Source organism: Hymenobacter sp. NBH84, assembly GCF_014217645.1.
Classification (GTDB): Bacteria; Bacteroidota; Bacteroidia; order Cytophagales; family Hymenobacteraceae; genus Hymenobacter; species Hymenobacter profundi.
Window position 1 is genome coordinate 2,236,760 of sequence record NZ_CP043644.1, and the last position, 14,342, is coordinate 2,251,101.

At 62.1% G+C, this 14,342-nt stretch carries 12 protein-coding genes; 4 read left to right on the forward strand and 8 right to left on the reverse strand.

Going from position 1 to position 14,342, the window contains the following annotated elements; genetic code table 11:
* Positions 1-3 precede the first annotated feature (3 nt).
* Complete coding sequence (locus F1C16_RS09385; RefSeq protein WP_185284061.1) at positions 4-1,560, reverse strand: tail fiber domain-containing protein; 1,557 nt, start codon at positions 1,558-1,560, stop codon at positions 4-6.
* Between the two features lie 65 nt (positions 1,561-1,625).
* A complete protein-coding gene (locus F1C16_RS09390) occupies positions 1,626-2,255 on the reverse strand; it encodes a response regulator transcription factor (RefSeq protein ID WP_185284062.1) in 630 nt (209 codons plus the stop codon).
* A gap of 28 nt (positions 2,256-2,283) precedes the next feature.
* Between F1C16_RS09390 and F1C16_RS09395 the strand changes: the two genes are divergently transcribed.
* Entirely contained in the window at positions 2,284-2,457 is a 174-nt protein-coding gene (locus tag F1C16_RS09395) for a hypothetical protein (protein WP_185284063.1), read from the forward strand.
* Here the strand turns inward: F1C16_RS09395 and F1C16_RS09400 are convergent.
* The 3 genes from F1C16_RS09400 to F1C16_RS09410 form a co-directional block, all read right to left on the reverse strand.
* The gene (locus F1C16_RS09400; RefSeq protein ID WP_185284064.1) at positions 2,433-3,599 is read right to left on the reverse strand and encodes a hypothetical protein; all 1,167 of its coding nucleotides are present in this window, start codon (positions 3,597-3,599) and stop codon (positions 2,433-2,435) included. The genes F1C16_RS09395 and F1C16_RS09400 overlap by 25 nt on opposite strands.
* A 220-nt stretch (positions 3,600-3,819) precedes the next feature.
* Entirely contained in the window at positions 3,820-5,844 is a 2,025-nt protein-coding gene (locus F1C16_RS09405) for a tetratricopeptide repeat protein (RefSeq protein WP_185284065.1), read from the reverse strand.
* Positions 5,845-6,161: 317 nt separating this feature from the next.
* A complete protein-coding gene (locus F1C16_RS09410; RefSeq protein ID WP_185284066.1) occupies positions 6,162-7,187 on the reverse strand; it encodes an SDR family oxidoreductase in 1,026 nt (341 codons plus the stop codon).
* Positions 7,188-7,383: 196 nt separating this feature from the next.
* Here F1C16_RS09410 and F1C16_RS09415 point away from each other — a divergent pair, with 196 nt between their 5' ends.
* Positions 7,384-7,851, forward strand: a complete 468-nt coding sequence (locus F1C16_RS09415) for a hypothetical protein (protein ID WP_185284067.1) — start codon at positions 7,384-7,386, stop codon at positions 7,849-7,851.
* 3 nt (positions 7,852-7,854) lie between these two features.
* Here the strand turns inward: F1C16_RS09415 and F1C16_RS09420 are convergent, their stop codons facing one another.
* Positions 7,855-8,055: a hypothetical protein gene (locus F1C16_RS09420; protein ID WP_185284068.1), complete on the reverse strand. Its 201-nt coding sequence runs from the start codon at positions 8,053-8,055 to the stop codon at positions 7,855-7,857.
* A 57-nt stretch (positions 8,056-8,112) separates the two neighbouring features.
* Positions 8,113-8,883: a TSUP family transporter gene (locus tag F1C16_RS09425; protein ID WP_185284069.1), complete on the reverse strand. Its 771-nt coding sequence runs from the start codon at positions 8,881-8,883 to the stop codon at positions 8,113-8,115.
* Between the two features lie 134 nt (positions 8,884-9,017).
* On the opposite strand from F1C16_RS09425, the gene F1C16_RS09430 reads away from it, so the two are divergent.
* Together F1C16_RS09430 and F1C16_RS09435 are read left to right on the forward strand one after the other, a co-directional pair.
* Positions 9,018-10,616 (forward strand): MDR family MFS transporter, encoded by a 1,599-nt coding sequence (locus F1C16_RS09430; protein ID WP_185284070.1) that lies wholly within the window; start codon positions 9,018-9,020, stop codon positions 10,614-10,616.
* Positions 10,617-10,802: 186 nt separating this feature from the next.
* A complete protein-coding gene (locus tag F1C16_RS09435) occupies positions 10,803-11,849 on the forward strand; it encodes an LLM class flavin-dependent oxidoreductase (protein ID WP_185284071.1) in 1,047 nt (348 codons plus the stop codon).
* Between the two features lie 81 nt (positions 11,850-11,930).
* On the opposite strand, the gene F1C16_RS09440 is transcribed toward F1C16_RS09435, so the two are convergent.
* Positions 11,931-14,342: an MG2 domain-containing protein gene (locus F1C16_RS09440; protein ID WP_185284072.1), complete on the reverse strand. Its 2,412-nt coding sequence runs from the start codon at positions 14,340-14,342 to the stop codon at positions 11,931-11,933.

Here is a 14,342-nt window from a genome sequence, read left to right on the forward strand (position 1 = left end):
GGGCTAGCGGACGGCGGCGCGGTCGGCGGCAGCTTCCAGGGCCCGCAGGCGCTGCTCGAAGGCGGTTGTGCTGGTATCGGCGCGCTGCTGTTGCAGGCGTAGCTGCGCCTGCAGCACCTCGTTTTGGGCCGCCAGCTCCCGGATTGCCTCCAGCAGCACGGGCGTGAGCTGGGCGTAGTTGACGGCCTTATAACCCTGCGCATCCGTGCTCACCAGCTCCGGATAGACCTGCTCCACCTCTTGTGCCAGCAAGCCTACCTGCTCGGCCCCGGCTACCCCGCCGTGGGCCACGCCCAGCGCGTTCCAGCGGTAGCGCACCCCGTGCAACGCCAGCACTCCGGCCAGGGCCCCGGTTAGCGGCCGCACCTGCTGCTTGAAACGCACATCAGAAGGCGACACGTTGTTGCCGCGAATGGTGCCGGCCACATCCAGCATGTAGGCCGGGCTGCTCGTACCGATGCCCACGTTACCATCAGCACGCACGCGCAGCAGCGTCGTACCCGTGGCGTTCTGCGTGCTTCCCCGGCTCACGTCCAGGACTGCGGTACCGGCCGAGGCCGAGGCCACCTTCACGGCCAGCGCCCCACCACCGGCCCCACTCGTGTTGCCGTTGTAGAAGGCGGCCGTGTAGCCCTGCTCGGGACTGCTCCACGTCAGCGAAGGGCTGCTCACGCCGAAGCCGTCGCTGCCCACCACGTTGTCGGCCGTGTTGCTGAGCTGCGAATACGGCGCCGTAGTGCCGATGCCCACGCGCACGGCGTTGCGGCCCGTGCCACCTAGCACCAGCGAGTTGCTCTGGCTGACCTGGGCTTGGTTGCCGATAGCCCCGGCGTTGGTCAGGTCGCCTGTGGTAGGGCCGGCCAGGTAGCCGAAGGCCCAGTTATTACTGCCCGTTGTGTTGTAGAAGCCGCTCCGGTAGCCGCTGAACTCGTTGAAGTTACCAGTCGTGTTATAATAGCCGCTCTGGTAGCCAATAAACTGGTTGTAATTGCCGGTCGTGCTAGCCTGCCCGGCCTGGTAGCCAATAAACTGGTTGTAGTAGCCGGCCGTATTGGCTTGCCCGGCCTGGTAGCCCAGGTACAAATTCTCGCCTGGCGTGTGTTGGCCTACATTCAGGCCTCCATCGGCGCGTACGCCTACCCCCCGCACGCCGGCCGGCAGCTCGGCCCCATTGCCCACCAGCGCATTGCCTTGCAGGTTCACGGTGGTGGTGGCTACCCCGTTGCCCAGGTTGTCGCCGCTGCTGCTGCGCGTCTGGTCGGGCAGGTAGCGCCAGCCCGCGGTACTACCGGCGTAGTAGTAGAAGCCTACCCGCGGGCTGGTCTGAAACACGAGCAGACCCGTGGCCGGGGCCGCGATGCGCACGCGCTGCGTCGAGTCCAGGCGCGGGATGAGCAGGCCCTTGTTCGGGGCCGACAAGTCGAGCACGGCCGAGGCGTCCGGAGTGGCAGTGCCGATGCCCACGCTACCGCCCGTCTGCGCCTGCGTGGTGAGGGCCGCCGCGTGTAGCAGCACAAACAACAGCAGCCGGCAAGGGGTAGGGAGGAGAAGTGCTTTCATGGTTGCAAAGCACGCGTCCTACTTTATATGGCGAAAGTACATCTTGATGTACCTGCCGGGCGGGTTTAGCCGCGGCGCACGTTGCGGGCCAGTAGTTCGCCTTTGCTGTTGATGTGCAGTTTGGCGTACACGCTTTTGATGTGGCGGCGTACGGTGTTGAGGCTGATGCCGAGCTGGTCGGCAATCAGCTTGTAGCTCAGGCCCTGCTCGATAGCGCGCACCACTTGCAGCTCGCGGGCCGAGAGCACCTGCGTGGGGTCGGGGGCGGGCTGGAAGTATTTCACCACCTCGCGGGCCACGGCCGGGCTCATGCTGCTGCCGCCCTCGGCCACGGCCAGCAGGCCTGCCTTGAGGTCGGGCAGCGGGGTGGTTTTTAGAAAGAAGCCCACCGCCCCGGCGCACAGCCCCTGAAACACGCGGGCCGGGTCGCCCATAGTAGCTGTGAGGAGTACTACTTCAGTCTGAGGTAGACGCTGCTTGATCAGGGCCACGCCCTCGATGCCCGAGCGGCCGGGCAGGCCAATATCGGAGAGCACCAGCCGGGGCGGGGTAGCCTCCTGCCCGACTTTTTCCAGGAATTCCTCCACCGAGCCCACCACCAGCGTGCAACTAAACTCGGGCTGGGCGCAGAGGTAGGTTTCCAGCCCCCGACGCACGGCCGGCAGGTCTTCGATGATGGCGAGGGTCAACGGCATAGCCATAAAGAACGGTAGAAATTTAGGGTTGAAATACCACGAAGCAGAAGCCCTGGCCGGTGAGCGTGCCGCCTGCATTGTAGGTGCGCATCAGCAACTTTCCAGTGCTGCTACCACCCGCGAAGCTAACGAAGCCCGGCCCGTTGTAAAGCGTCAGCGACCCGGACCGGCCGGGGCTTACTCGGCCTGGGTAATGGTGTAGTGTATCCGTACGCTGCCCACGCTCAGGTTGGCGCTGTTGGTAGGAAAGCGCACCAGCAGGAAGTAGCTGTACATGGTGTTATCGACTACCCCTCTCACCGGTAAGTTGATGGTTTGGTAATCGGCGTTGTCCACCGACGATAAGGCCCCTAGCGTAATCTGGGTGCTGGCCGTGAAGTCGGCCGCTTGCAGGGACACGGTCAGGGAGCTGCTGGCATTGGTATCGCGCAAAAACACGTCGTAGCTGGTAATAGCAGCTCCCTGGGGCAGATGTACCGGGGCTTCAAACACCCCTTCCCCACTGCTCAGGAAAAAGGTACGCAGCACGCCATCCTGCCGCGCTGCCCCGCCGCTCTGCGCTGTAAAGTCGGCCCGGCTCAGGTGCAGGACGTAGGCTTTGGGCGCGGCATAGGCGAAGGCACTAGTGGCGGGCACCGTTATGCTGCCCTGGGTGCTGAGCGGGCCAGCGGTACTGGCGCTGCCATCGGCGTTCAGGACCAGGGCATCTGTAAGCGTGCCGGCATGGGTGGTGCGCAGGGTCAGGCCCAAGTTGGTGCTGGTTGTGGGACTAGGCACGCGGGCCTGCACATAGGCCACCGGATCGGCGCTGCTGTACGGGGCCAGGTACAGGTGGCCGGGCAGGTACACGCTCTGGAGTCTGCTGTTGGCGGGGTCCCGCACCAGGTACGTGTCGCCGGCGCTTGCCACGTCTAACGGCCCGCGCGGGGCAGTGCTACCCGTACCGATGCCCACGTGGCCGACGCTGCTGACGGCCAGGCCCGCTGTGCCACCGTTGCCCACCAGCTGGTGGGCGCCCAGGTTCAGGTTACGGGTGGCGGTGTGGCTGCCTAGGTTGTCGCCGCCACGGGCCTTATCAGCCAGAAACAGCCAGCCGGCCGCACCGCCGTAGTAGTAGAATCCCAGGCGCGGCGCGGTCTGGAACACGAGCAGGCCCGTGGCCGGATTGGCAATGCCCACACGTGCGGCCGAATCCAGCCGGGGCACGAGTAGCCCCTTGTTCGCCGCCGACAGCTCCAGCACGGCCGAGCCATCAGGCGCACTCGTGCCGATGCCCACGCCGCCGGTTTGGGCCGTAGCGGCCAGCGGGGCCAACAGCGCGACGAGCAGGTAGGGATGTTTCATGTCTGCAAAGCACGGCCCTACCCCCATACGGCGTAAGTACATCTTGATGTACCAGTGGTGGAGGGGTAGGAGGTTGGTAGAGTAAGAGTCTGGAAGTTGCTACTAGTTGAATGAGCTTACACTCCCTAAGCCCCTATCCCATACCCTCTCAAACCTCGGGACAGGGCGCAGGCAGGTCAGGAATGTTGACCCAAAACCTCTACCCTCCTACCCTCCCAACCTACCCCACCGGCACGCGCACCCACACGCCCCAGCCCGGGTGGCCCGGCACGGCGCCGTAGCCCGCGTTGCAACTACCGCCTACCGCCTCGGCCCGGGCAGCCATGTTGCGCAGGCCGTGGCCGCTGGCCCGCGGCGCCCGAACCGGGGCGGGGGCATCGTCGGCCACCGTTAGCACCAGCTCGGCTTCCGCGGCAGCCAGCGTCACGCTTACTTGCTGGGCCAGTGGGGCATGCTTGGCCACGTTGTGCAGGGCTTCTTTGAAAATCAGATACAGGGCGCGGCGCGTTTCCATGGGTAGCTGCGGCGGTAGCTGGGCCGCGTCGGCTGTGAAGAGCAGGGTCCGTTCGCCACTGCCCAACAGCTCGTAGGCGTAGTCGCGCATGCGGTCGAGCAGGCTGCTGGTCGTGTCGTTGTGGGCATCGTAGCCCCACACCACGTCTTGCAGCTGGGCGGCGGCGGCGCGGCTGGCCGTAGCCACTTCTTGCAGCTGCACCTGCTGCTCGGCGGGCGAGTAGAGGCCGGCTCCCAGTAGGTTGGTTTGCATCGAAATCTGCGTCAGCAAGCCCCCTACCTCATCGTGCAAATCGGCCGAGAGCCGGGTGCGCAAGGCCAGCTCCTGGCGCAACTGGCGGCGGCGGTAGGCACTCAGCAGCAGCCCCGCGCCTGCCAGTAGCAGCACTGCCCCCAGCACCAATACCAACAGCAGCCGCTGCTGGCGCAGGCGCAGCAGTTCGCCCTCGTGGCGTAGGGCATTTACCTGGGCCTCAGCCTCGTCGGTTTCGTACGCGGCCCGCATCAGCTCCGTGAGTTGCTGATTGTCGCGGGCCCGTACGGAGTCTAGCACGGCTTGCTGGCGCACCAGGGCGGCGTAGGCAGCCGGGTAGTCGTGGCGGGCCAGGGCGGCGCGGCGGCGCACCTCCCAGCCCTCAGCCCGCAGGGGCAGCGTGGTGCCGGGGGCCACTTCGGCACGCCGGGCCGCCTGCTCGGCGGCCGGCCACTGGCCCCGCCGCCCCCTGAACTCGGCCAGCGCCATCAGGGCTGGGGCCAGCGTCCCCGCTGCCCCACGAGCCTGCTGGGCCGCCACGGCCCGCATTAGATAGTACTGGGCCGAGTCGAGCTGGCCGCGCTGCTCATAGGTCTTGCCCAACAGCAGCCAGGCAGCGGGCAGGTAGTTGGCTAAGTGGCTGCGCCGGGCCAGCCGCTCCGAGCGCCGGAAGCAGGCCAGCGCTGCCGCCAGGCTATCGGGCTGGGCCAGCAGCGCCTCGCCCAAGAACTGCCAGGAGGAGGCCAGCCCCATCGTGTCGAGGTCGGCCGCTTCCAGGGCCATGCCCCGGCGCAGGTAGCGGGCCGACTCGCGCCAGCGACCCTGCCGCAGGTATACCCGCCCCAGATTACCTAGTGTGGCGGCCGCGGGACCAGTACCCGCCGGCAACCCCTCGGCCCGCCGCAACGAACGGAAAAAGCAGGCTGCCGCCGAATCGAGCTGGCTTTGCCGGGCGTAAATCAGGCCCGTGGAGTTTAGCAGCTGTGCCTGCAGCTCGCGGTTGGTGGGGTCCAGGCGGCCAGCTTCGCTGTATAGCACCAGGGCCCGGCCGGGCTGGCCCAGGTCGCCCAGGGCCATGCCCAAGTGGTAGCGGGTCTCGGCCTGCAGCCGGGCTGGGGCACCGATGAGTTGTTGCCCAGCGCGCTGCAGTAGCGGCAGCGCCAGCGCCGGCCGGCCAGCCTGGCGGTAATAGTCGCCGCGCAAATCCAGTGCTTGCCCGGCAATATGAGGCTGATGGGTGCGGTGAGCGGCGCGCTCAGCCGCACGTGCGTATCCTACCACCCCGGCCGAGTCGAACGGTCCCATATAAGCCTGTGCTACCCGCAGCAACGCCGCGGCAGCGGGAGGACTGGTGGCCGATACTACGGCACGCAAACTATCTGGAACCGGCGGAAGCGGCACGGTTTGGCTGAAACCAACAATTGGGTATAGCAGCAACAGGATGATCCAGCAGAAACCAAATGGATACCGTTGCGCCATACAGGCAAAGAAACAAAACAACCGCGCTTTTCACCTATGTCAGTAGGAAATACATCCGCGACATATTGCCACTCAGCAAAGCACCTATAGGCACCAGCACGCGGCCTGCCGACAGTCGCTATTTATCTCTTTAACAGCCTATTGCCTGTTTTTTCTGAAGCAGATACAGAATAGACTTGTTCTTGAAGAATACGTCTAATGCCCTTGTCTTTGTATAGGTCAGTGTATCAAAACGCTGAAACGAGGCTCCAACGTGATTCATGCAAAACCACGTGGAGCCTCGTTTCACAAAACACAGTCTAATCAGCAACAATATCCTATACCTCGTTATTTTCCTCCTCCGCTTCTTGTGTCAGCGTAGTTATCCAAGAGCGCGTGATGTCCGATTCCAGTTCGCTGCCGCGGCGGCGCACGTCGCCTAGGTCGCCGGCGGGGTCGGGGAGGGTTTGGTTGACCCAGCCCAGCACGTCGGCGGCGAGGCCGGGAAACAGACCGTGGAAAGTAGCCAGCAATTTGGCGGGTAGGCCCAGAATCAGCTCGGCGTCGCCGCGGCGGCAGGCATTCCAGATCTGGCGGGCCGCTGTTTCGGCATTCATGGAAATGGCGGGTAGCGAGTCGGCAATCATAAACCAGGCGTACTCCTTGCGGTGCTGGCCCTTCACAATAGCGTGGCGGGGGCTGCCCGTCCGCATCAGGCCGGGGCATACGGTGGTTACCTTGATGCCGTGCTGAGTTAACTCACTACGGAAGCCTTCGGAAAGCCCGACCAGCGCGAATTTGCTGGCGCTGTAGGGTATCAGGTGCGGCACGGCTACTTTGCCACCCAGGGAAGCAATGTTCACAATGCGGCCTTCGCCCCGGCGGCGCATATCGGGTAGTACGGCCTGCATGGCATGCAGAGGCGCCCAAAAGTGCGTATTCATCGAGTCCTGAAAGTCGCGCTCGTCCAGGTTGTCGAGCGGACCGGTGGAGATGATGCCGGCGTTGTTGATCAGCACATCAATCGGCCCAAGCTGCCCTTGCACTTCCGTGACGAGCGTACGCACGGCTACGGGGTCGGTGAGGTCGCGCACCAGGGCAATTACTTCCCCGCCGTCGGCGGTCAGCTCACGTTGGGCGCGTTCCAGCTCGTCAGCATCACGGGCGCAGATGGCTACTTTGGCGCCTTCGGCTACGGCCTGGCGGGCCAGCAGCAGGCCTAGCCCACGCGAGCCGCCCGTGATGAGCACCACGCGGTTGCGCAGCTCGTAGCTGCCCCGGCGGTTAGTATACAACGTGGCAGCGGCCAACAGGGCGCCCGCACCTAGGGCGGTCAGCCAATTCGTTCGGGTTTCTCGCTTCATAATAGAAAGCTGTATGCAAAGTACGCCCAAAAGGTTACGCCCGACGCGCACAGATTCTGCGGTGCCGGGCATCAAAACAACCGGTCGTGTGTTGGGCTAAGCCAGATAGTCTGGCACTATCTTTAGAGGAAGTAGCACAGGCGGCGTGCTTACGCCCAGCCCACCTTTCGCTTTCTGCCGTAGTTTTGCATTCGATATGAAATCAACCTCCCTGCTTTTATCGGTCTTTTTGCTGGCCGCACCTGCTACCCTGCTGGCGCAAAACACCAAACCATTGCCCAGCAAAACCAACACGTCGGCCGCCTCAACCGCCACGCCGTTGCTTAACGAAACCCAGCTCACGGAGCGCGCCACTAGCCTCACCGTCAATATGCAAAAAGGTCTGGGCCTGAATCCGCAGCAGGTAGAGAAAGTACAGAAAATCAACCTTACCAGCATTCGGGCCGTGGAAACCGCCCGCGCCCAGTACCGCCGCGACCTGCGCAAGATGGCCGGCGTAGTGGAAGACGTAAGTCAGTCGCGCCTGGCCGCGCTGAAGGACGTTCTCTCTCCTACCCAGTTTGACCGCTACCAGCGCAAGCGCGAAGAGAAAATGGGCGTGCCCAGCGGCAGCGCCGCCCAAGGCAACCCTGCCCCTGGCCTACCCGGCGGTTACGGTGAATAATACTCAGCGCGGCATAAACCAATGCAGGTAGCCGCAGTAGTCGCACTCGTAGCAGATGGCGCGGGGGTCTATAGCAAAGCTTTCGTGCAGGCGCACTTGCCGCCGCCAGAACTCATGGTGCTCACAAATCTGGCATTTCAGCACTCGTCCACGAATTTCGACAGAGGTAGGCGTAGGGTTTAATAGGTCTCCGAGGAAGCTCATAGCAGATAAGGTTAGTTGAGTGTAATGTAAGACTGTTTACATCAAAGCAATCTGCCCTCATCCCCCAAACGTCTCCCAAGCCAGCTTCAGAATCACGCCGCTGACCACTACCAGAAACAGCACCCGCACGAAGCCTACCCCTTTTTTCAGGGCAAGGCGAGAACCTAGGGTGGCACCCAGCATATTGCAGGCAGCCATGGGTAAGGCCACGCGGTAGATGATTTGGCCAGTGAAGGCAAAGTAGGCAAGGCTGGTGAAGTTGGTGGCGGCATTCACCATTTTGGCTGAGCCGGAGGCCGTGAGAAAGTCGTAGCCGAACAGGCCCACGAACGTGAATAGCAGCATACTGCCCATGCCCGGCCCGAAAAAGCCATCGTAGAAGCCTAGCCCTACTCCCACCAGCACACCGTAGAGCAGCTCGCGCTGGTGCGAAAGACGCGGGGCGTGCAGCTGCCCAAAATCCTTGCGCCAGAAGGTGTAGATGGCAATAACCACCAGCAACCCCAGCACCAACGGCCGCACCAAATCTTGCGGCAAGTGGCTCACGGCCCGCGCCCCCAGCAGCGCAAAAGCGCCTGCCGTGCCTGCTGCCAGCCCTACCACTCGCCACCGAATGGGCACCTGCCCGGCATAGCGGCGCAGGGCAATCAGCGTACCCATCATCGACGACACTTTACCGGTACCCAGCACCGTGGGCACCGGCACGCCGGGTAGCAGCAGAAGCATGGCGGGCGTCTGAATCAGGCCGCCCCCGCCCACGATGGAATCAATGAAACCGGCCAGAAAGGCAAACCCGCACAGCAGGGCAATGGTACTTGTGGCAATCATGCGGGCGAAGATAGAGTTGATTAGCTGATAGCTCGAACAAAAGCTATTAGCTATTAGCCATCAGCTAATAGCTTCACTCTACCAACCTCCACGCACCGGGCGCGTACCTCTGCGGGAATCCTACCCTCCCCCGTATGACGGAGACCCTCTCCCACCGCGAAAAACTCCTGACGCTGGCCGGCGTGCTGCTGGCCATGTTCCTCGGCGCACTCGATCAAACTATTGTATCTACGGCCCTACCCCGCATCGTAGAAGACCTCAACGGCCTGGAGCGCTTCACGTGGGTGGCCACGGCCTACCTGGTGGCCAGCACTACGCTGGTGCCCATCTACGGCAAGCTGGCTGATATGTATCCGCGCCGTACGCTGGAAATCACGGTAGTCATTATTTTTCTGATCGGCTCGGTGCTGTGCGGATTGGCGGGCGAGTTTGGCCCCCTACCTCTGCTGGGCGACGGGATGAACCAGCTGGTCATTTTTCGGGGGATTCAGGGACTGGGCGGTGCGGGGCTGTTTGCGCTGGCGTTCATCATCATTGCCGACTTGTTTCCGCCGGCCGAGCGGGGCAAATACCAGGGGTACACGGGGGCCGTATTCGGCACGTCGTCGGTGCTGGGGCCCTTTCTGGGCGGCTTGCTTACCGACCACGGCACCGGCTGGATTCCAGGTGTGGCGGGCTGGCGCTTGGTGTTCTACGTGAACCTGCCGCTGGGCGCGCTGGCCCTGTGGTTTATTCTGACCTATATGCCCAAGCTGGCTCCGCAGGAAACCGGCAAACGCCTCGACTACCTGGCGGCCCTACTACTTCTGACGGGCTTGGTACCGCTGGTTATTGCCCTACAACTCAACAAGGCTACCTACGGCTGGACCTCTCCCCTCACGCTAGGGCTGCTGGTAGGGGCCGTTGTATCCCTCACGCTGTTTGTACTCCGGTCGTTACGCTCCGACAATCCTATCCTGGCCTTCAGCCTGTTTGAAAATCCGGTATTTCGAGCAGCCAATGTGGCTATTTTTCTGTTAGGCGGGGCATTTTTGGGACTGGTGATTTTTGTGCCGCTGTTTATGGTGAACGTGCTGGGCGTATCGGCCACCAAGGCCGGTATCAGCCTGATTCCGCAGTCGTTGGGGGTCGTGACAGGCTCGGTGGTGGCCGGGCAGATGGTGTCGCGCTTCGGGCATTATAAGCGTTGGATGCTGGGGGGCGGCGTAGTATTGCTCGCGGGTCTGAGCCTACTTGCCACCATGCCCGCGGATGTGTCTTATACCCGCGTGCTGGTCTACCTCGCCATCTGTGGTATCGGGTTAGGCCCTACCATGCCGCTCTACACACTGGCTATTCAGAATGCCGTGGAGCCGCCACTAATGGGTCAGGCTACCTCTGCTAGCCAGTTTTTCCGGCAGATTGGCGGCGCCATTACCACAGCCCTACTGGGTACGGTGCTCACGCTCACGCTGACCGAGGCCCTACCCGCCACGGCACAAACAGCCGCCGGCGCCGCCTCCCGCACAGCCGCTACCACCACCGATAGCCCTACCCTGTCGCCGGAGCTAGCCAGCGCACCTACCGCCGCCGGCCCAACGCCGGTAGTACGTGCAGCATTTTCCAAAGCCATTCACCGGGTATACCTGGTGGTGATTGCACTGGCTGCGCTGGGCTGGGCAGCCACATGGTTTGTGCCCGAAAGGCCCCTCCGCAAAACCAATGAGGTGAGTGAGCCGGCACTGGCCGAGTAGAACTTTGGGTAGGGCTAATTGTTAGTAAGTTCGATAGAGAAACTCTCATCCTGCGCTTGCGAAGGACCTTATCACGTTGACCAATAGGTGCTGATGACTCGTTCTGCCGTGATAAGATCCTTCGCAAGCGCAGGATGACAGACGTTTCCCTGACAACTATTCCCTAACAACTGACGACTATCTTATATGAAAACGCCTTCTTCTATCCATCTGAGCGTGCTCGACCAGTCGCCGGTGCGGCAGGGCGGCACGGCCCGGCAGGCTCTACTCGAAACGGTGCAGCTGGCCCAGCACGCCGAGGCCCTGGGCTACACTCGCTTCTGGGTGTCGGAGCACCATAATTCGGAGTCGCTGGCGGGCACTACTCCCGAGGTGCTCATGGCCCATTTGGCGGGTCAGACCAAGCACATTCGTATTGGTTCGGGTGGGGTAATGCTGCCGCATTACTCGGCCCTGAAGGTGGCCGAAAACTTTCGCCTGCTCGAAGGCCTGTTCCCCAATCGCATTGACCTGGGAATAGGTAGGGCACCTGGTGCCGACCGCCTCACGGCGCAGGTGCTCAACCCCAGCAATCAGTTCAGCGAACAGGATTTCATCGAGCAACTCATGGACCTGGACCGCTACCTCACTGACCGCGCCGACCCGGAAACCATCCAAACCAAAATCAAAGCCGCCCCGCTGATTGATACCGTGCCCGAGCTGTGGCTGTTGAGCAGCAGCGGGCAAAGCGGGCTGTTTGCGGCCTACTTGGGCATGGCCTTCACCTTTGCGCACTTCATCAACCCTCACGGTGGCCCCGAGGCGGTGCAGCAATACCGCGAGAAGTTCCGGCCTTCCACGCGCCTACCCAAGTCCGCAGCCAGCATGGCCATCTTCGTGCTCTGCGCTGATACGGAGGAGAAAGCTCAGGAGCTGGAAGACACGCTGGCCCTGCAAATGACCCTGCTCGAAACCGGCTCGCGCGGCCCTACCCCGCCCTACGCTACCGTGCGCGATTACCCCCTGGCGCCCGCCCAGCGCGCCCGTCTGGAGTACAACCGCCAGCGCATGGTGAGCGGCACACCCCTTCAGGTGAAAATGCAGCTGGAAAAGCTGGCCGCCGAATACGGCGTAGACGAAATCATGGCCGTTACCATCACCTATGATTTTCAGGATCGGCTCCGCTCGTATGAGTTGCTGGCGGAGGCGTTTGCGTTGCAGCCGGTGGTCGATGCTGAGCAGGTAGAAGCATAACATTTCTGGCACCACAACAGAAACGGACCGGTGAAAACATCGGTCCGTTTCTGTATTCACACTATTATCGTATCCTCTCCTTTATAACGACCTTTTCACTTCAAATGTATAACTAGTGCTACCCGCAAGGCCATTGGCCGAAAGGCCTTGCACAACTACGCGGTAGGTACCAGGCTGGTCAGAGGTGTAAAACTCCACTTGCTGTTTGCCATCAGGTCCCGTCACCACCTCCGGATTCCAGTACAGCAGGTTCCGGAAATCAGGCAGGCGACTCTGCTTAGCTTGGTTAGTATCGTAACGCGGGGCATAGAACTCGCGGGGGATTTGCAGGCCCTCGTAGGTTTGCAGCAGGGCGCGGGCATCGAGGGGTAGGCCCTGCAAGTCGCCTTTATACGTGGAGTAGCTCACTAAACCATTATACGTCAGCTGCCCCTGTATGTACTGGCTGGTGATAACGTCTACTTGCTTCACCTTCAGCGGGTCCAGGGCCATGACGGTATTTAGGTTGAAGATGGGTACGCCGTCGAGCAATACCATTGGATCATCCTTGAACACATCGTCGGTTGTCTTATTATAAAGCATAAAATGAAACCGTCCCCGGCGGTTGCGCACCGTCACACCGCGCACATATTCGCGCATCACCTCCTCCATCGTTTTGAAGCGGGTGTATTCGTCGAGCCGGTAGGAATAGTCGGGGTGGCCGTAGAAGGTCGCCGTATCGGGCAAGGGATACTGCGTACGGATCTGGCGGTCAGGATAATAAGCGGTCAGCAGTTGCCGCTGTAGGTAACGCTGAGTTAGCACATTTTCGCTGATGCCGAGCCGAGTAAGGGCAAACGCAGTGGTGGGCAGGTAGGCACTGGAATAGGGGCTTTGCAGCGTCACGTAGTACGCACTATCTACCTCATTATTGGGCTGCACTACTAGCTCCCGCGGTCCATAGAAATCTTTTAACTCGAACAATATTGTTCCATCAGGCCGGCTCACGTCGTTGTAGAGCCGCCCCGCCTTACCGGGGCTAGCTAAGTAAACAGGCACTTGGCCGCGGGGCGCATTAGTACCACGCGTGAACACGGTGCCCCGCACAAGCGGGCCATGCAACTCGGGCGCATAAGTGGGAAGCGGTGCCACAGGCGCCAGTACATCGGCCCAGGCAAAGCGCTGCCAGCCCTGGGTCAGCATCAAGTTATCGGCGGCGGTAGCAGCGTCGGGGGCAGCGGAGAGATAAAAAGAAGGCTGCTCCACATGCCCGCGCAAGTCGGAAGTCAGCCAGAGGTAGGGCACAAGGGCCGGCGCGGCTTCAATAGACGTCAGCGAGTCTAGGTGGTACACGGCCACTGATAGGTTTGCGGGCATAGCCTGACCCTGCGGGGTGGCTGTGCGCAAGGCTAACTCCACCCGCTGGCGGGTGCTGTAAGCTACCGCCGTCTGGGCTTGTATTGTTAGCTGAGCCGGTGCTTTGAAATAAAGCCGCTCACAGACAGGTTGCTGGTTGGCTGTGAATACCGTGAAATGAGTGATGCCATCGGCCAGTGCCTGCTTGCTCACCACAAACTCGGCGGCCCCATCTACCAGCGGCTGTTTGCTAAGCACTGGTGGCAGTTGCCGGGTATGCTGTAGCAGTAGCACCGGGGCCGAAACAGTTGGCGCAGCCCGCACCACTAGCCGCAGTTGGGTCGGGGTTTCGTCGAGGAGGCGGAGCGTGTAGCCGGTAGGCTGCGCGGCAGGCAATGGGCGGCGCAATACCTCGCCGCTATGTAGCGTGAGCACGGCGGTATAGGCAGCCGAGCCAAGCACCGGCGTAAACTCGAAGCTACCCATACCAAAGCGTAGGGTAGTAAATTCGGCTACTTGCTGCCCCACTTGGTCCACTACCACGCCACGGGCAGCCACCCCCTGGCCCTGCCGGTCGGTTAGCTTGAAGCCTATTTTGCTGGGTAGGCCCTGCACCAGCTGTCCTCCCTCCGGAAAAAACTGCGCGTCGTAATTAGCGGCAGTCAGACCAACGGGCAACGCACCAGCCGAGGAGCGAACAGCCGCCAGAATATCCACCGGCGCATTGAAAAAATAGGCGGGGTCGAAGTTCTGCATCCAGTGGGTATAGGCCCGCACGTGGTAGCGGCCCGTGCCCAGCGTGTCGGGTAGGCTGAAAGCGCCGTGGCCGCGGCCGCCACGCAACGCGATACGACCTTGCGCTACGGGCTGGTTGTCAGCGTTTAGCACCTCTACGTAGGCCACCGTGCTCAGGGGTAGCGGCCGGTGGTGGGCGCCGTCTACCACGTAGAGCTTGTACCACATAGTTTCGCCGGCCAGGTAGGCGCTGCGGTCGGTGTGCAGGTATACCTTCTCCACCAGCGTGCGGGTGTGGTAGGCAGCCAGTTGCTGGTCTATTGCCGGCACCTGCGCCCGCACCCGGCCGCTGGTCAGCAGCAGGGCCAGCAGCAGCCAGCAGCCAGTAAACAAATTGTTGTATTGCCGCGTCATAGGTGCCAT

Coding starts and splice junctions, on each gene's coding strand:
- F1C16_RS09400 (WP_185284064.1), bottom strand. CDS start 3,599: ATGAAACATCCCTACCTGCTCGTCGCGCTGTTGGCCCCGCTGGCCGCT.
- F1C16_RS09390 (WP_185284062.1), bottom strand. CDS start 2,255: ATGCCGTTGACCCTCGCCATCATCGAAGACCTGCCGGCCGTGCGTCGG.
- F1C16_RS09440 (WP_185284072.1), bottom strand. CDS start 14,342: ATGGCACCTATGACGCGGCAATACAACAATTTGTTTACTGGCTGCTGG.
- F1C16_RS09425 (WP_185284069.1), bottom strand. CDS start 8,883: ATGATTGCCACAAGTACCATTGCCCTGCTGTGCGGGTTTGCCTTTCTG.
- F1C16_RS09415 (WP_185284067.1), top strand. CDS start 7,384: ATGAAATCAACCTCCCTGCTTTTATCGGTCTTTTTGCTGGCCGCACCT.
- F1C16_RS09405 (WP_185284065.1), bottom strand. CDS start 5,844: ATGGCGCAACGGTATCCATTTGGTTTCTGCTGGATCATCCTGTTGCTG.
- F1C16_RS09385 (WP_185284061.1), bottom strand. CDS start 1,560: ATGAAAGCACTTCTCCTCCCTACCCCTTGCCGGCTGCTGTTGTTTGTG.
- F1C16_RS09430 (WP_185284070.1), top strand. CDS start 9,018: ATGACGGAGACCCTCTCCCACCGCGAAAAACTCCTGACGCTGGCCGGC.
- F1C16_RS09410 (WP_185284066.1), bottom strand. CDS start 7,187: ATGAAGCGAGAAACCCGAACGAATTGGCTGACCGCCCTAGGTGCGGGC.
- F1C16_RS09435 (WP_185284071.1), top strand. CDS start 10,803: ATGAAAACGCCTTCTTCTATCCATCTGAGCGTGCTCGACCAGTCGCCG.
- F1C16_RS09420 (WP_185284068.1), bottom strand. CDS start 8,055: ATGAGCTTCCTCGGAGACCTATTAAACCCTACGCCTACCTCTGTCGAA.